This is a genomic window from Candidatus Paceibacterota bacterium, from assembly GCA_028718635.1.
Taxonomy (GTDB): domain Bacteria; phylum Patescibacteriota; class Minisyncoccia; order Phycocordibacterales; family UBA9973; genus UBA9973.
Genome location: JAQULK010000001.1, coordinates 220002 through 235294 on the forward strand (window position 1 = coordinate 220002; position 15293 = coordinate 235294).

The 15293-nt window shown below is 38.4% G+C and carries 22 protein-coding genes; 21 read left to right on the top strand and 1 reads right to left on the bottom strand.

From position 1 onward, the window contains the following. Window positions 1-7: 7 nt before the first annotated feature. Window positions 8-1285: a DEAD/DEAH box helicase gene (locus tag PHT16_01140; GenBank protein MDD5721036.1), complete on the top strand. Its 1278-nt coding sequence runs from the start codon at window positions 8-10 to the stop codon at window positions 1283-1285. 211 nt (window positions 1286-1496) lie between these two features. Here PHT16_01140 and PHT16_01145 read toward each other — a convergent pair whose 3' ends face one another. Beyond that, window positions 1497-1730 (bottom strand): bL28 family ribosomal protein, encoded by a 234-nt coding sequence (locus PHT16_01145; GenBank protein ID MDD5721037.1) that lies wholly within the window; start codon window positions 1728-1730, stop codon window positions 1497-1499. Between the two features lie 167 nt (window positions 1731-1897). Between PHT16_01145 and PHT16_01150 the strand changes: the two genes are divergently transcribed. From PHT16_01150 to PHT16_01245, 20 genes are all read left to right on the top strand, one after another. Next, on the top strand, window positions 1898-2518 hold the full coding sequence (locus PHT16_01150) for a site-2 protease family protein (protein ID MDD5721038.1): 621 nt from the start codon (window positions 1898-1900) through the stop codon (window positions 2516-2518). A 211-nt stretch (window positions 2519-2729) separates the two neighbouring features. Further along, entirely contained in the window at window positions 2730-3155 is a 426-nt protein-coding gene (gene rpsL, locus PHT16_01155; GenBank protein MDD5721039.1) for a 30S ribosomal protein S12, read from the top strand. Window positions 3156-3203: 48 nt separating this feature from the next. Next, the gene (gene rpsG / locus PHT16_01160) at window positions 3204-3674 is read left to right on the top strand and encodes a 30S ribosomal protein S7 (protein MDD5721040.1); all 471 of its coding nucleotides are present in this window, start codon (window positions 3204-3206) and stop codon (window positions 3672-3674) included. A gap of 9 nt (window positions 3675-3683) precedes the next feature. Then, the gene (fusA, locus tag PHT16_01165) at window positions 3684-5834 is read left to right on the top strand and encodes an elongation factor G (GenBank protein ID MDD5721041.1); all 2151 of its coding nucleotides are present in this window, start codon (window positions 3684-3686) and stop codon (window positions 5832-5834) included. 161 nt (window positions 5835-5995) lie between these two features. After that, complete coding sequence (tuf, locus tag PHT16_01170) at window positions 5996-7192, top strand: elongation factor Tu (protein MDD5721042.1); 1197 nt, start codon at window positions 5996-5998, stop codon at window positions 7190-7192. An 84-nt stretch (window positions 7193-7276) separates the two neighbouring features. After that, a complete protein-coding gene (rpsJ, locus tag PHT16_01175) occupies window positions 7277-7624 on the top strand; it encodes a 30S ribosomal protein S10 (protein ID MDD5721043.1) in 348 nt (115 codons plus the stop codon). 25 nt (window positions 7625-7649) lie between these two features. Beyond that, window positions 7650-8276 carry a 50S ribosomal protein L3 gene (gene rplC, locus PHT16_01180; GenBank protein MDD5721044.1) on the top strand — a complete coding sequence of 209 codons (627 nt, stop codon included), beginning with the start codon at window positions 7650-7652 and terminating at the stop codon, window positions 8274-8276. Window positions 8277-8316: 40 nt separating this feature from the next. Next, window positions 8317-9015, top strand: a complete 699-nt coding sequence (rplD, locus tag PHT16_01185) for a 50S ribosomal protein L4 (GenBank protein MDD5721045.1) — start codon at window positions 8317-8319, stop codon at window positions 9013-9015. A 55-nt stretch (window positions 9016-9070) separates the two neighbouring features. After that, the gene (gene rplW, locus PHT16_01190; protein ID MDD5721046.1) at window positions 9071-9343 is read left to right on the top strand and encodes a 50S ribosomal protein L23; all 273 of its coding nucleotides are present in this window, start codon (window positions 9071-9073) and stop codon (window positions 9341-9343) included. A 4-nt stretch (window positions 9344-9347) separates the two neighbouring features. Further along, the gene (gene rplB, locus PHT16_01195) at window positions 9348-10187 is read left to right on the top strand and encodes a 50S ribosomal protein L2 (GenBank protein MDD5721047.1); all 840 of its coding nucleotides are present in this window, start codon (window positions 9348-9350) and stop codon (window positions 10185-10187) included. Window positions 10188-10489: 302 nt separating this feature from the next. Next, on the top strand, window positions 10490-10837 hold the full coding sequence (rpsS, locus tag PHT16_01200; GenBank protein ID MDD5721048.1) for a 30S ribosomal protein S19: 348 nt from the start codon (window positions 10490-10492) through the stop codon (window positions 10835-10837). A gap of 127 nt (window positions 10838-10964) precedes the next feature. Continuing rightward, complete coding sequence (gene rplV / locus PHT16_01205) at window positions 10965-11354, top strand: 50S ribosomal protein L22 (GenBank protein ID MDD5721049.1); 390 nt, start codon at window positions 10965-10967, stop codon at window positions 11352-11354. Window position 11355: 1 nt separating this feature from the next. Beyond that, window positions 11356-12105 carry a 30S ribosomal protein S3 gene (rpsC, locus tag PHT16_01210; protein MDD5721050.1) on the top strand — a complete coding sequence of 250 codons (750 nt, stop codon included), beginning with the start codon at window positions 11356-11358 and terminating at the stop codon, window positions 12103-12105. 3 nt (window positions 12106-12108) lie between these two features. After that, window positions 12109-12537, top strand: coding sequence for a 50S ribosomal protein L16 (gene rplP, locus PHT16_01215; protein ID MDD5721051.1), 429 nt, complete (start codon window positions 12109-12111; stop codon window positions 12535-12537). Between the two features lie 21 nt (window positions 12538-12558). Then, entirely contained in the window at window positions 12559-12747 is a 189-nt protein-coding gene (gene rpmC, locus PHT16_01220) for a 50S ribosomal protein L29 (GenBank protein MDD5721052.1), read from the top strand. Window positions 12748-12778: 31 nt separating this feature from the next. Further along, a complete protein-coding gene (rpsQ, locus tag PHT16_01225) occupies window positions 12779-13042 on the top strand; it encodes a 30S ribosomal protein S17 (GenBank protein ID MDD5721053.1) in 264 nt (87 codons plus the stop codon). Between the two features lie 35 nt (window positions 13043-13077). Further along, window positions 13078-13449 carry a 50S ribosomal protein L14 gene (gene rplN / locus PHT16_01230; GenBank protein ID MDD5721054.1) on the top strand — a complete coding sequence of 124 codons (372 nt, stop codon included), beginning with the start codon at window positions 13078-13080 and terminating at the stop codon, window positions 13447-13449. Between the two features lie 127 nt (window positions 13450-13576). Continuing rightward, entirely contained in the window at window positions 13577-13795 is a 219-nt protein-coding gene (locus PHT16_01235) for a 50S ribosomal protein L24 (protein MDD5721055.1), read from the top strand. Window positions 13796-13874: 79 nt separating this feature from the next. Beyond that, complete coding sequence (gene rplE / locus PHT16_01240; GenBank protein ID MDD5721056.1) at window positions 13875-14441, top strand: 50S ribosomal protein L5; 567 nt, start codon at window positions 13875-13877, stop codon at window positions 14439-14441. A 59-nt stretch (window positions 14442-14500) separates the two neighbouring features. After that, window positions 14501-15055, top strand: a complete 555-nt coding sequence (locus PHT16_01245; GenBank protein MDD5721057.1) for a type II secretion system protein — start codon at window positions 14501-14503, stop codon at window positions 15053-15055. The last annotated feature ends 238 nt before the right edge of the window (window positions 15056-15293 follow it).

Below are 15293 nucleotides of genomic sequence, written 5' to 3' on the forward strand. Positions count from 1 at the left end.
ACCCATTATGTACGCACAAAAAAAGGCTAATCCAAAGAAATTTGGAGGTCACACTTCTTTTAAAACGTCTACCCGTTCTTTTGGCGGGAAATCTAGTTTTGGCAGAAGAAAATTTAATAATTCAAGACCCTCTTTTAAAAAAGGCGGATCAAGTAAAAGATCTCGCGGAGAACGGATCGATTTTTCTCGTTTCATAAAAAAAGGAACGCATATAGAAGAAAAGCCGTATGTAGCAAAACACTCTTTTGCAGATTTTCCTTTTAATCCGCAACTTCATAAAAATATTGAGAGAGCGGGATTTACGAATCCACGCCCTATCCAAGACCAAGCTATGTCTGCAGTGATAGAAGGCAAGGATGTTTTCGGCATGGCAAATACAGGCACCGGCAAGACGGCAGCTTTCTTACTTCCTTTGATTGAAAAAATTGCAAAAACCAAAGGACAAAAGAAAAGAGAAACAGTTTTAATAATGGCGCCGACTCGCGAACTTGCTTTACAGATAGAAACAGATTTTAAAAATCTTGCTTTCGGTTTCGGAATGTTTTCGGTAGCTTGCGTGGGAGGCTTGCCAATCATGAAACAAATTAGAGAAATAAAAATGGGAGTTTCTTTTGTTATTGGCACTCCGGGGCGTTTGCGGGACTTGATTGAAAAAAAGGTTTTAGATCTTTCCACTTGCCATTCAGTAGTGCTTGATGAAGCAGACCGAATGCTCGATATGGGATTTCGGGATGATATGGTTTACATTATAGGAAAAACAGCGACCGAAAGACAAACCCTTTTCTTTTCAGCGACTCTTTCTCCAGAAATCAAAAAATTAACAGAACAATATTTAAAAAATCCTGTTTTCATTTCTGTAATTTCTGGTGAGACAGCAAAAAATATTGATCAAGATGTGATTCGCGTAAGAACTAAGGAAGAAAAATTAGAAAAACTGCACGAAGTTTTAAGTAAAGACGGTTCAAACAAAGTTTTAATTTTCAGGGAAATGAAACATAGCGTGGACACATTAACTAAAGAACTTGCCCATATGGGATTCAAGGTGGGGTGCATTCATGGCGACAAAAGGAGCCGTGAGCGCATTCGTACTTTAGATTCATTTAAAAAAGATCAAATAAGTATTTTGATTGCGACAGATGTGGCGGCGAGAGGTCTCGATATTCCAGATGTTACTCATGTTATCAACTATGACGTGCCGCAAACCTATGACACTTACGTGCACCGCATAGGCCGAACAGGCCGTAGCGGTAAAAAAGGCACCGCGCTGACTTTTGTACCAGCGTAAATTTATAGTATTATAGATATATGAATCCAAAACTTACTTATTTCTCAACATCCATTATTTTGAGCGTCCTTATTTTAATAATCACGCTTTTAATAAGCGTAGATCTTTATAATCCAAAGCCAACGTGGGAGTTCGCTTTTGGATTAATAATCTTAATCAATATTATTTTTTATTTATTAGGTCGCCCCAAAAAATTAAAAAAATAACCTATTTAGCCTTTTATTAGCCCAGCTTTGAGGAGAGTGGCATAAGTGCCTCGCTTTTTCATGGTGCGCATACCCCTAGCGCTGACTTCTATATTGATGGTTTTGTTTAATTCAGGTATAAAAATTCTCTTCTTTTGAAGATTTGGGTACTTTTTTTTCTTACCGGTTGGGTTGAATTGAGTGGCACGAGTTCTGTTGGAATACCCGCCTCCAATGATTGGACCCTTTTTAGTTATCATACATATTTTTTTCATTCCGCTTATGTTATCATTAAGTTTATAGGAATGCAATCCCGTTAGAAGCCGCGGTCGCAGTTTAAGAAAAATAAATATGATAATCAAAAAAAAAATTAATAACATAATAAAGCAAAATCGCGACATATTGACCGCGACCTGCTTCTAACGGGATGCAAGGTACTGATGCAATTTTTTATATAACTATACTTATTATGTCGATAGTTATTCACGAAGTTTCTCATGGTTTTATGGCGGAATATTTTGGTGATGATACCGCTCGTGATGCTGGTCGCCTGACCTTAAATCCAATTAAGCATTTAGATTTATTTGGTTCCATACTTTTGCCGGCGGTTTTGATTTTTTCGCATGCAGGTTTTCTTTTTGGCTGGGCAAAACCAGTACCTTATAATCCAAACAATTTGAGTGACAAGAAATGGGGGACTATCGCTGTCGCTTCTGCTGGTGTTCTAGCCAATTTTCTTATTGCGATTATCTTTGGAATTATCATTCGCGTTTCAGCTTCTTTTGATTTGCCTGCCGGTTTTTACTTTATAACTTCCGCAATTGTGATTGTAAATTTAGCTCTAGGTATTTTTAATCTAGTCCCGATTCCTCCTTTGGATGGTTCAAAAATACTTTTTTCTTTTTTACCCGAGAGAGCTTTTTCTTTTATTCTAGCTTATGAGCAATATTCTTTAATTCTTCTACTTGTTTTCATTGTTTTCTTTTCTGATTATTTATACCCGATATTAGCGTTTCTTTTTCATTTGGTAACTGGGTTGGTATTGTAAACATAGGGCTTGCCCCCACACCTACTTTAATATTATTCTGCTTTTTTTTAATATAATTAATTCTGTAATTGAAAATTATCAAATATTTTTTTTCTTAACTATTTTTATTGGCAGAATAAAAAGCGATATTAAAGTAGGTGTGGGGGCTTGCGCTTTGATTATTTTTATAGTACATTATGCGCATAGTCCCTTAGGGCTATTTTATTTACTTATGCCAACAATAAACCAATTAATTAAGAAAAATAGAACAAAAGTTCGCTCCAAGCACAAGACAGTGGCTTTGGCGAAAGGTTTTAATGTCTTAAAAAATAGACCAGTATTTTTTCCTTCACCTTTCAAGCGAGGAGTTTGCACAAAAGTTTCCACCACTACTCCTAAAAAGCCAAACTCCGCCTTGCGTAAGATTGCGAGAGTCAGATTGACAAATGGCATGGAAGTGACCGCCTATATCCCAGGGGAAGGACACAATTTGCAAGAACACTCTGTCGTGATGCTTCGCGGAGGACGTGTGAAAGACTTGATCGGAGTAAGATATCACATCGTACGCGGAGTTTTGGACACTCAAGGAGTAGAAAAGAGGAGACAATCCAGATCGCTTTATGGAAATAAAAAACCTAAAAAAGAAGTAAAAAAATAATCACCACCCCTAACCCCTCCTCGATAAGGAGGGGAGGAAAATAAAAAAATGAGACGCAAAGTAAAAAATAGAAACATAGTGAAGCCTGATTTCGTTTATAATTCTCAAAAACTAGAGAAGTTTATTAACTATGTCATGTGGTCCGGAAAGAAAGAAACTTCTAGAAAAATAATCTACAGCGCTTTTGACATAATCAAGGAAAAAACAGGCAATCCAAATCCTTTAGAAATTTTTGATTTAGCTTTGAGAAATGCCGGTCCGATGACCGAAGTGCGCTCCAAACGCATCGGAGGTGCTAACTATCAAGTGCCTGTCGAGGTCCGCGCAGAACGCCGACTTGCTCTAGCGATGCGCTGGATTCGTGATGCAGCTCGAAATAAAAAAGGTTCTCCGATGCATATAAGCCTCGCTGATGAATTGATTGCCGCTTCCAAGAACGAGGGTTCAGCTATTAAAAAGAAAGAAGATACTCACAAGATGGCAGAGGCCAATAAAGCTTTTGCGCACTTTGCTTGGTAGTTTAAATTTATGGAAAGAGATTACCCTTTAGAAAAAGTCAGGAATATTGGAATTATTGCGCACATTGATGCGGGGAAGACGACTACAACGGAGCGGGTGCTTTTTTATACTGGAGTTTCGCACAAGATAGGTGAAGTGCATGATGGAGAAACTACTACAGACTGGATGGAGCAAGAACGCGAACGTGGAATCACTATTACATCCGCGGCTGTGACATGTTTCTGGACTCCCACATATGCATCTCCGACCGACAAATCAAAGAAACATCGTTTTAATATTATTGACACCCCAGGACACATTGATTTCACAGTAGAAGTGAAGCGTTCTCTTCGTGTTCTCGATGGAGCTGTTGTCGTTTTCGATGGCGTCGCAGGAGTGGAACCGCAGTCCGAAACAAACTGGCGCTATGCGGATGAAGCGAAAGTTCCACGAATTTGTTTCATAAATAAATTAGACAGAACGGGTGCCTCCTTTGAGCATTCTTTTGCAACTATCCTTGACCGTCTGACAAAAAAAGCCGTTCGTATGCAGATCCCTATCGGGCTTGAGGAAAAACATGAAGGGGTTATCGATCTGCTAAAAATGAAAGCTTATTATTTCGAGGGAGAGATGGGCAACAAAGTTGTCGAAAAAGAAATTCCGGAAGAATTAAAAGCTGAAGCAGAAAAATATCACGCCGAACTCATTGAAAAGATAGTGGAGACAGATGACGCAATGATGACTGAATACCTTGAGGGGGTTATTCCAAATATAGATGTCTTAAAGAAAACTTTACGTAAAGCCGTAATTGCTAACGAAATTTTTCCTGTATTTGCTGGTTCGGCATTGAAAAATAAAGGTGTTCAACTAGTGCTCGACGCCGTCGTTGATTACTTACCAGCGCCTACTGACATTCCTCCTATCCCTGGAATTAATCCAGATACTGAAGAGTCTATGGTTCGACATGCGGATGATAAAGAGCCTTTTGCGGCTCTTGCTTTTAAAGTGGCGACAGATCCATTTGTCGGACAAATTATTTTTTTCCGTGTTTATTCTGGTAGCTTGATGGCCGGAAGTTATGTTTACAATCCGCGCACAAGAAATAAAGAACGTATTGGTAGAATCTTGCGGATGCATGCTAATGACAGAGAAGAAGTAAAACAGGTTTTTGCGGGAGAAATAGCCGCTGCGGTAGGATTAAAAGATACCATTACCTCAGATACCATTTGTGATGAAAACAATCCTATCGAACTAAATAGAATTGTTTTTCCTGAGCCAGTTATTTCATTACGTATTGAACCAAAGACAAAGGCGGACCAAGAAAAAATGGGTATGGCCCTCAATCGTCTTGCTCAAGAAGACCCGACCTTTAAAGTCAGCAGTGATCAAGAAACAGGGGAGACTATTATCGCCGGGATGGGAGAACTTCATCTTGAAATTATTGTTGATCGTATGAAAAGAGAGTTTACTGTAGAGGCAAATGTCGGCAAACCACAAGTAGCTTATCGAGAAACCATTACTGGAAATTCTGAAGCAGAAGGAAAATACATCAAGCAGTCCGGCGGGCGCGGAAACTACGGGCATGTGAAGATAAAAGTGAAGCCGATGGAAATGCTAACCAAAGAAGAATTGGAAGATTTGCCAAAAAATACAAAAAGGTCTCCTGGTTTTGAATTCATTAATACTATTAAAGGTGGTGTGATTCCTCAGGAATACATTGCCCCTTGTGAAAAGGGATTCAAAGAAGGATTAGATCGTGGTATTTTAGCTGGATTCAAGATAGTGAATGTTTCAGTAGAACTTTGGGATGGAAGTTATCACGAAGTGGATTCAAACGAAATGGCTTTCAAAATTGCCGCCAGTATGGCTATTCAAGATGCTTGTCGTCGCGCCAATCCTGTTATTCTAGAACCGATGATGAAGGTGGAGGTTGTTACTCCAGATAAATTCATGGGAGATGTTACTGGAAATCTTTCTTCAAAGCGCGGACTAATAGAAGGGATGGAAGACCGCGGAATGAACAAGGTAATAAAAGCTATTGTGCCTCTTTCGGAAATGTTTGGTTATATGACGGGACTTCGTTCTATGACCGAAGGCCGGGCATCTTTTACGATGGAATTCTTTAGATACGACATTGTGCCGAACAACGTCGCTGAAACTATTATCGCAGCAAGAAAATAAACTTGATTATTTGACATTATTTGTCAATCTGCTATTATCTAAATAACTGCACTTTCTGCAGTTTTTGTTTTGATTTTTTAATTTATTAGTTAATTAGGTTAGTAGTTAAGCCTTAGCGACTGGTTCTCGTACGTTAAGTTTTAATTATTAGCTCAAAAAATATTATGGCAGAAGAATTTAAAAGAGATAAGCCGCACGTAAACGTCGGCACCATTGGTCACGTTGACCATGGAAAGACCACCTTAACAGCTGCAATTTTACATGTTTTAAATTTAGCAGGAAAAACTGTAAGACTTCGAGGGGTTGATCAAATCGACAATGCTCCTGAAGAAAAAGCTCGCGGAATCACTATTAACATTTCTCACAATGAGTATGCTACTGACGCTCGTCACTATGCGCACATCGATGCTCCTGGACACGCGGACTATATTAAAAACATGATTACTGGTGCCGCTCAAATGGACGGCGCTATTCTCGTGGTTGCAGCGACAGACGGTGCTATGCCTCAGACTCGCGAACACGTTCTTCTTGCAAAACAAGTTGGTGTTCCAAAAATCATAGTGTTCTTAAACAAGTGCGATATGGTTGACGACAAAGACATGATTGACATGGTAGAAGAAGAAATCCGAGAACTTCTAACCAAACAAGGTTTTGATGGCGCAAATGCTCCAGTTATTCGCGGTTCTGCTCTTAAGGCTCTCGAAGCAAAATCTATTGACGATGAATGGGCAAAGAAAGTTCTTGAACTTACAAATGCTCTTGACACATACATTCCAGTTCCTGAAAGAGATGTTTCCAAACCATTCCTTATGCCAGTTGAAGATATCTTTTCAATTGAAGGCCGTGGAACAGTGGTAACGGGTAAAATAGAAAGAGGAGTTATAAAAGTTGGAGAAGAAGTTGAAATCGTCGGTATCAAGCCAACTCAGAAATCAGTTGTTACTGGTATCGAAATGTTTAACAAAAACCTACAAGAAGGAATGGCTGGAGACAATGCCGGAATTCTTCTTCGAGGTTTAAAGAAAGAAGACATCACTCGCGGACAAGTTTTGGCAAAGCCGGGCACTGTTACTCCTCACGATAACTTCACTTGTGAAATTTACGTTTTGAAAAAAGAAGAAGGCGGACGTCATACTCCATTCTTCAAGGGTTACAAGCCTCAATTTTATATCAGAACTACAGACGTTACCGGCGATGTTCTCTTATCCGAGGGCGTAGAAATGGTTATGCCTGGAGATACAGTAAAACTTACAGTCAAATTAGTTACTCCTGTTGCGCTTGAAGAATCACAGAGATTCGCAGTTCGAGAGGGAGGAAAGACTGTGGGTGCAGGGGTCGTTACAAAAATATTGGGCTAGATTAAAATGCCAACAGCAGAAAAAAAAGAAAAAAAAATTACGGCAAAAGCCAAGGTTCCGGCAAAGAAAAAGGTTGGGATTAAAATGCCGAAAGCTTCGCTTCAAAAAGAAAAAAAGGGCGAAGGGAAAGTGGTTTTGCGTATCCGAGTTCGCGCTTACGAAAGCAAGATTTTAGACGCATCTATCAAGCAAATAATAGATACAGCTTCTCGTTATGATGCGCAAATAGTAGGTCCTGTTCCTTTGCCGACTGAAATAAAAAAATATACGGTAAATCGCTCTGCTTTTATTTACAAAAATACGCGAGAACAATTTGAAATAAGAGTACACAAAAGATTGATCGATATAATAAACCCAAATGCAAAGACAGTTGAGGCGCTTTCCAATCTTTCTCTTCCTTCTGGAGTTGATATAGATGTGAAAATGATGTAAGAAAAAGCGCTACCGCAATAAAATCATGAAATTTATACTAGGAACAAAAGAAAATATGGCAGAATACTTTTCTCCCGACGGGACTGTTTTTCCAGTGACGATAGTAACAGCAGGGCCAGTAACAGTTACCAGAATTTTTGAAAAATCCAAAGATGGCTATGATTCTGTGCAAGTAGGTTTTGGCGCGCAAAAGAAAGAAAGAGTTTCAAAAGGGAGCGCTGGAGCAATGAAAGGCGCCTTTTATAAAACTCTAAAAGAATTTAGACTAAAACCTGCTGATAAAGTTCTATCCAAAGAAGGAGACATCATAGATGTGGGAGCTTTTGTTGCCGGTGATAAAATAGAAGTTGCGAGTGTTTCGAAAGGTAAGGGTTTTCAAGGGGTCGTGAAACGCCATGGTTTTGCCGGCGGTCCGCGATCTCACGGTCAAAAACATTCTGAAAGAGAGCCTGGAAGTATCGGCGGAGGGTTACGTACTCATGTTCCTAAGGGAATGAGAATGGCGGGCAGAATGGGGTCCGATCGCATAATGCAAAAAAACTTGCAAGTTGTTTTTGTTGATAAAGAAAATAATTTAATGCTTATCAAAGGAGCGATCGCTGGCCGAAAAGGGACATTAGTGGAAATAGTTAGCAGAGAAACAGCGCTTTAGGCGCTCAGAGCGCCTAAAGCGCTGTCACAAAATAAAAATTATGGAAGCAAAAAAAACAAAAACAAAATCAGAAACCGAGATGAAGGCAAAGATATACAATCAAAAAGGAGCTGAAGCAGGAGAAATAAATCTTCCGGCTAAGGTTTTTGCTGCCAAGTGGCGGGCGGATTTGGTGCATCAGGTGGTAGAAGGAATGCGTTCTAATAAGCGTGCTGGTACGGCCGACACTAAAGATCGCGGAGAAGTGCGCGGAGGCGGCAAAAAACCTTGGAAACAAAAAGGGACTGGTCGCGCACGACACGGGTCTAGCAGAAGTCCTATTTGGGTTGGTGGAGGTGTTACCCACGGTCCGCTCTCTGATAAAAATTATAAAAGAAAAATTTCCAAAAAAATGCGCGCGCAAGCACTATTTTCTGTGCTTTCTAAAAAACTAAAGGATAATGAAATAATTTTTATTGATTCGTTGTCGATGTCTAAAATAAAAACAAAATCCGCATTGGATGTCGTAAAAAATTTGGCGAAAGCAAGCGGTTATAAAACATTGGCAAATTCAAAGAAGCCGCGAGTTCTGACTGCGCTTTTTGGAAGAGACGAAAAAGCAGAAAAGAGTTTTCGAAATTTGCCCCAGATGGAAATAGTTTTTCTTAAAAATTTAAATCCGCTCGACGTGCTTAATCATCAATATCTTTTAATAGAGAAACCTGCAGAGGCAGTTAAATTTTTAGAATCAAGAGGTTAGAGAAACGGACGTTGGACGTCTAGATTCCTAGACGTCCAACGTCCGTAACAAAATTATGACAACACAAATAATTAAAAACCCAAGAATTACTGAAAAAGCATCTTTTAGTGCAGAGCAAAATGTTTATACTTTTGATATTACGAAGTCTGCTAATAAAACAGAAATTAAAAAAGCTATTTTCACACTCTACAAAGTGCATCCTGTAAAAGTAAATGTTTTAACTGTTCCGAAGAAAAATATTATGTCCAAAGGCAAGGCTGGGACAAAAGGAGGGGGCCGCAAAGCCCTTGTTTATTTAAAAAAGGGCGATAAGATAGAATTTATTTAATAAAATGAAAACATACAAACCAACATCAAAATCAAGAAGACAAATGACTAATGTTAATTACAGGGATATTTTAACGACTGGAATCCCGACAAAGTCTTTAACTCATGGTTTTAGGCGTTCAGTGGGAAGGAATAGTGCGGGCCGAATAACCATGCGCCACAAAGGATCAGGGCATAAACGTCTTTTCAGAGAAGTTGATTTTTTATACGATAAAAAAGAAATACCAGCAAAAATAAAAACTATTGAATATGATCCAAACCGTTCAGCTTTTATTGGTTTAGCTGTATATAAGGATGGAGAAAAAAGATATGTAGTATTACCAAAGTCTGTAAAGCCGGGAGATGCCTTTATCGTATCTGAAAAAGCCGAGCTAAAAGCAGGAAACAGACTTCCTTTAAAGAGTATTCCAGTGGGAACTTTTGTTTATAACATTGAAATCAAGCCTCAAGGCGGTGCAAAGATCGGCCGTTCTGCTGGAATTTTCGCGCAAGTAGTAGCGAATGCCGAAGGATATACAAATTTGAAAATGCCTTCAACGGAAATAAGAAAAGTAAATGAAAATTGCTGGGCTTCTGTCGGAACTGTTTCAAACGAAGAACATCATTTAGAAAATTACGGCAAAGCAGGCCGCAGCCGTTGGAAAGGAATTCGTCCTAGAGTTCGTGGTACGGCGATGAATCCAGTAGACCATCCATATGGAGGTGGAGAAGGCAGACAAGGCAGAGGAACCAAAAGACCTAAAACATTGTGGGGTAAAGTTACTGGTGGAAGGAAAACCAGAGGTCCAAAGAAATACTCCAATGTGTTTATCGTTTCTCGCAGAAAGATTGGAAAAAATAAATAAGATTTCTAAAATAAGTTTTCCACATTTCCTCGTTTGCTTTTTTTTGGGGCATCTGTCATAAATGAAAAAGAATTTGTTTCCTTGCAGTATTCGAAAATTTTCGAAAGAGAGAAAGGAATTAACCTTTCTCTAATATAGGAGGGCGCATGTCTGTCCTGCATCGTATGGCGAAAGCCGCTTTTTTGCCCCACCACACTTATCTTCATGTGGTGGGGCGTTTTTATTTGACTTTTTTGTTGAATTTGCTATTATGAAACCAAGCTCGTTACGAGCTTTTTGTTTACGTGAAAAGATAAAAATACATGACCAGATCAATTAAAAAAGGATTAAATGTCGACGAAAGGCTTCTGTCAAAGATTGCCGGTAAAAATCCGCTCTCGACTCCAACGATAAAGACGTGGAAAAGAGCCTGCGTGATATCCCCAGAGATGCTCGGTTTTACTTTTGGTGTTCATAATGGAAAAACACATGTCGAGGTTTTGGTGACCGAAGACATGGTCGGGCATAGATTGGGAGAATTTTCTCCAACGAAGAAATTTATAAAACACGGAGGAAAAATGCAGAAAGAGCTAGAACAAAAGAAAAAGGAAGCAGAGATAACTCAAGCTAAAACTGCGACAGCCACAGCTGCTGATGCAAAAAAGAAATAGAATGAATCCCGTTAGAAGCCGCGATCGCAATTTAAAAAATAAACAAAAAAATGAAATCAAATATATTAAAAATTAATAACTTAAAACATCAGACATGCGAGTTGATCGCGATCTGCTTCTAAACGGGATGAAAGCATTTTTAAAAAATTATAGACAGTCTCCCAGAAAAGTCCGCTTGGTAGCAGGGCTTGTTAAAGGGAAGAAAGTATCAGAAGCTATTGCAGAGCTTGATTTTTTGGCAAAACGCGCAGGGCTTCCCATCAAGAAACTTTTGCTTTCAGCTGTGGCAAATGCCAAACAAGCAGGCAAAGATGTGGATAATTTATTTATAAAAGAATTACGCGTAGATAAAGGGATCACCATGAAGAGAATGATGCCGGCTGCGATGGGCACAGGACACAGAATAAATAAACGCACGAGTCATTTAAATATTCTTTTAGGAGAAAAAGTTTTAGCAGTTAAGAAGTCGAAATCTAAAAAACCCGCCTCCGCTAAAGCTTCGGCGAGCAAGAAATAATATGTCAAAAATAGTTCATCCATACGCCCATAGATTGATAATATTGAGAGACTGGAAGTCCCGCTGGTTTGCTGATCCTAAAAAATACGTTACTTATTTAAAAGGAGATGTTTTAGTGCGCCAATATTTAGAAAAGAAATTGCGCGGTATGTATGTTTCCAGTATTGAAATCGAGAGAAGCCGAAAAGCTACTCGTTTTATAATTAAAACTTCTCGTCCAGGCCTTATCATCGGCAGAAGCGGCGAGGGAGCGACAAAACTCAAAGAAGATATTTTAAAGAAAATGGACAAGCTGAAATTAGGCAGACCGGAAGATTTCAAGCTTGAAATTGTAGAAGTTTCAAATCCAGAAGCTGATGCTGCGATAGTTGCCTATATGATTGCCGAAGGATTGGAAAAAAGAATGCCTTACAGACGGGTAATAAAACAAATCATTGAAAAGGTAATGCAAGCTCACGGAGTAGAAGGCGCCAGAGTCGTATTGTCAGGGCGCCTAGGTGGAGCTGAAATTGCTCGTACTGAAGAACTCAAACGAGGCTCGATTCCGCTTCAAACTTTCCGTGCGGATATAGATTTCAAGCGTGAACGCGCCACTCTTACTTATGGCGTCATTGGAATAAAAGTTTGGATTTATCGCGGTAAAATTTTTGCTGACAAGAAACCTGCTCGCAGCACTTATATTTCTTCCGGTGCAGGGAGCGCTAAAGAAAATGCTTCTGGTTCATTAGAAAATAAGAATAAAATGGATTAATTTATGTTGACCCCGAAAAAAGTAAAATTTAGAAAGTGGCAAAGTGCGCGTTCAAATCCAAAGACGCGAGGAGCTGACACGCGAGGCATAAAACTTGCTTTTGGTTCTTTTGGCTTAAAATCCGAATCACAATCCCGAGTGAAATCAAATCAAATCGAATCTGCTCGAAAAGTTATTTCTCGTACTTTGACCAAAACCGGCAAATATTGGATTCGTATTTTTCCAGACCGTCCTTTTACAGCCAAGGCTGCTGAAGTAGGCATGGGAAAAGGAAAAGGGGATCCGCAAGGATATTGTTTTGATGTTTTGCCTGGACGTATTATTTTTGAAGTGGATGGAGTAGATGAAAAAGTAGCCAGTGAGGCGTTGCGAAAAGCGGGTTCGAAGCTTCCAATCAAAACCAGAATTGTTAGCAGAGCGCACAAGCAATAATAATCAATCACGAATAAAAAAATGGCAAGAAAAAAAGAAAATTTAAAAGAATTCAAAAAAGAGGAACTGATAAAAAAGCTTGCTTCTTTGCGGGAGGAAATCAGAGTCATCAAATTCAAGGCTGAAGGTTCTAAATCAAAAAACGTAAAGGAGTCTTTAAATATTAAAAAACAAATCGCCCGAATTCTTACAGAAATAAATCAGAAATGATTACGAATTAAAAATTACGAATTACGAATTTATGAAAACAGAAACAAAAAAAATAAGAGAAAAAGAGAAAAAAAATAATACACTAAAAGGGGTGGTTGTTTCAGACAAAATGGATAAAACTGTCGTGGTATCCATTTCTAGGTTTGTGAAGCATCCGCTTTACGGGAAGTTTTACAAAATCAGCAAGAAATATAAAGCGCACGATGAAGAGAACCTTTGCAAGGTGGGAGATAAAGTAGAAATAATAGAAACTCGGCCAATTTCGAAAGATAAAAGATTTAAGATAGTGCGATAATTAAAAGATAATTTCCCGCCATAGGCGGACAAAGTATGATTCAAACTGAGACTTTAGTAAAAATAACAGACAACGCCGGAGGCACCGTGGGAAAGGTGTTCAAGATTTTAGGGTCTTCCAAGAAAAGATATGCGACTTTGGGCGAATTAGTTATCATTTCAGTTAAAGTCGCTAGTCCCAGAAAGGCAGTAAAAAAGAAAGACGTGCATCAGGCTGTCGTGGTTCGCACCAGAGGCGCATATAGGAGAAAAGACGGTTCATATATTCGCTTTGATGACAATGCCGTAGTTATTTTAGAAAAAGGAAAAAAAGACCCAAAGGCTGGCCGCGTTTTTGGACCAATTCCAAGAGAGTTGGCGGAAAAAGGATTTCAGAAAATTATTTCTTTAGCGCAAGAAGTTATTTAAGGAATGAATCCCGTTAGAAGCCGCGATCGCAATTTAAATACAAACAAAAACATGAAATTAGATATTAAAAAAATTATTAACATAGCATATCAGACACGCGAATTGATCGCGATCTGCTTCTAACGGGATGAAAATAAAAAAAGGAGACAACGTAAAAATAATAACGGGGAAAGACAAAGGAAAGTCTGGCAAGATTGTTCATGTTTTAGTTAAAGAAAATAAAGTTATTGTTGAAGGAGCAAACATGATGAAGAAGCATCAACGCCCTACCAAGTCCGGCTCAAAGGGGAGTATGAAAAATATTGAAATGCCGATTCACGCTTCAAATGTTAAAAAAGTCGAATAAGAAATATACCTGTCCCGTACTAAATTTTTGATTACGGGGCATAAAGATAAACATTAATAATTAAAATTTTAGTACTGGGATGAAACATTTAACTGTAAAAGAAAAAGAAGGAGAAGTCTTTGAGAAAACAAAAAGTGTTTTTCACTATAAAAATGCGATGGCTACTCCCAAGATGCAAAAGATCGTGCTAAACGTCGGCACGGGAACAGCTATGAAGAAAGATAAAAATAAAAATGAAGCCATCTCTCTTCGTTTAGCAAAGATCACTGGTCAAAAGCCTTCCTTCCGAAGCGCTAAACAATCTATCGCATCTTTCAAAACCAGACAAGGCGACCCTATAGGGGTAGTAGTGACTTTGCGAGGTAAAAGGATGTACGCTTTTTTGGAAAAACTCATTAATATCGCTCTTCCCCGAACGAAAGACTTTCGAGGAATTACTCGGAATGCGGTAGACAACATGGGGAATTTAACTATTGGCATAAAAGAACACACCATCTTCCCAGAAACAGCCGACGAAGATATTCGAGATGTTTTTGGCATATCTATTACCTTAGTTTCTTCCACAAAAAACAAAAAAGAAGGGATGGCCTTTTTTGAAATCTTGGGTGTTCCTTTCAAAAAGGAGGAAGAAAAAAAGAAGAAGTAGAAATTCAACTTCTCCCTAGCCCTCAAATACTTGAATATTGTATTGTGTATAATATCTTTATGTCTGAAGAAATAAAAATAAAAGAAAATACAGATATCAATATGAATAAAAAATCAAAAACTAAAGGATTTACTCTTATCGAACTTTTGGTTGTTGTAGCAATTATCGGATTACTTTCTTCTATTGTTTCATTAAGTTTAAAAACAGCTCGTGAAAAAGCGAGAGATATAAATCGTCTTTCTGATATGAAACAAATTCAATTAGCCTTAGAATTTTATTATGATAAGTATGGCACTTATCCTGGTAATAATGATAATGATAATGGTGGTTGGGATACTGGATGTTTTGGAGCAGGTGATTCGTTTATTTCATCCTTAGAAACTAATGATTTTATTTCAAAGACCCCTTGTGATCCAACTATTACTTCTCAAAATGGTGGTTATGCATACTATCGTTATGGCCCTCAAGCAGGTTGCCCTGGTAGTTTTTATGTTTTAGGAGTTCGCAATATGGAAACAAGTGGAAATCCTTATCCAGGAAGTCCGGGATGGAGATGTACTAATAGAAATTGGCAAGGTGAATTTGATTGGGTGACAGGAAAATTTGAGAAATAATTTCCTAAGTAACCTTTTTATTTGACTAATAAGTGTTAGTTTGCTAATATAGCAATAAGGGAATGTAGTTTTGATTAATCTGCTTTTCTCCTTTAATTCTTTGCATAATTCTTATTTGTAAAGGCTTAAAGAAAAAAAGTAAGATATTAACGAAGCACCCCCGTTAATTATTTACTTGTCCCGTTAGAAAATCAGCGGACTTGTAAAATGAAAAAGTTTTATTATTTAAATTTTTTAA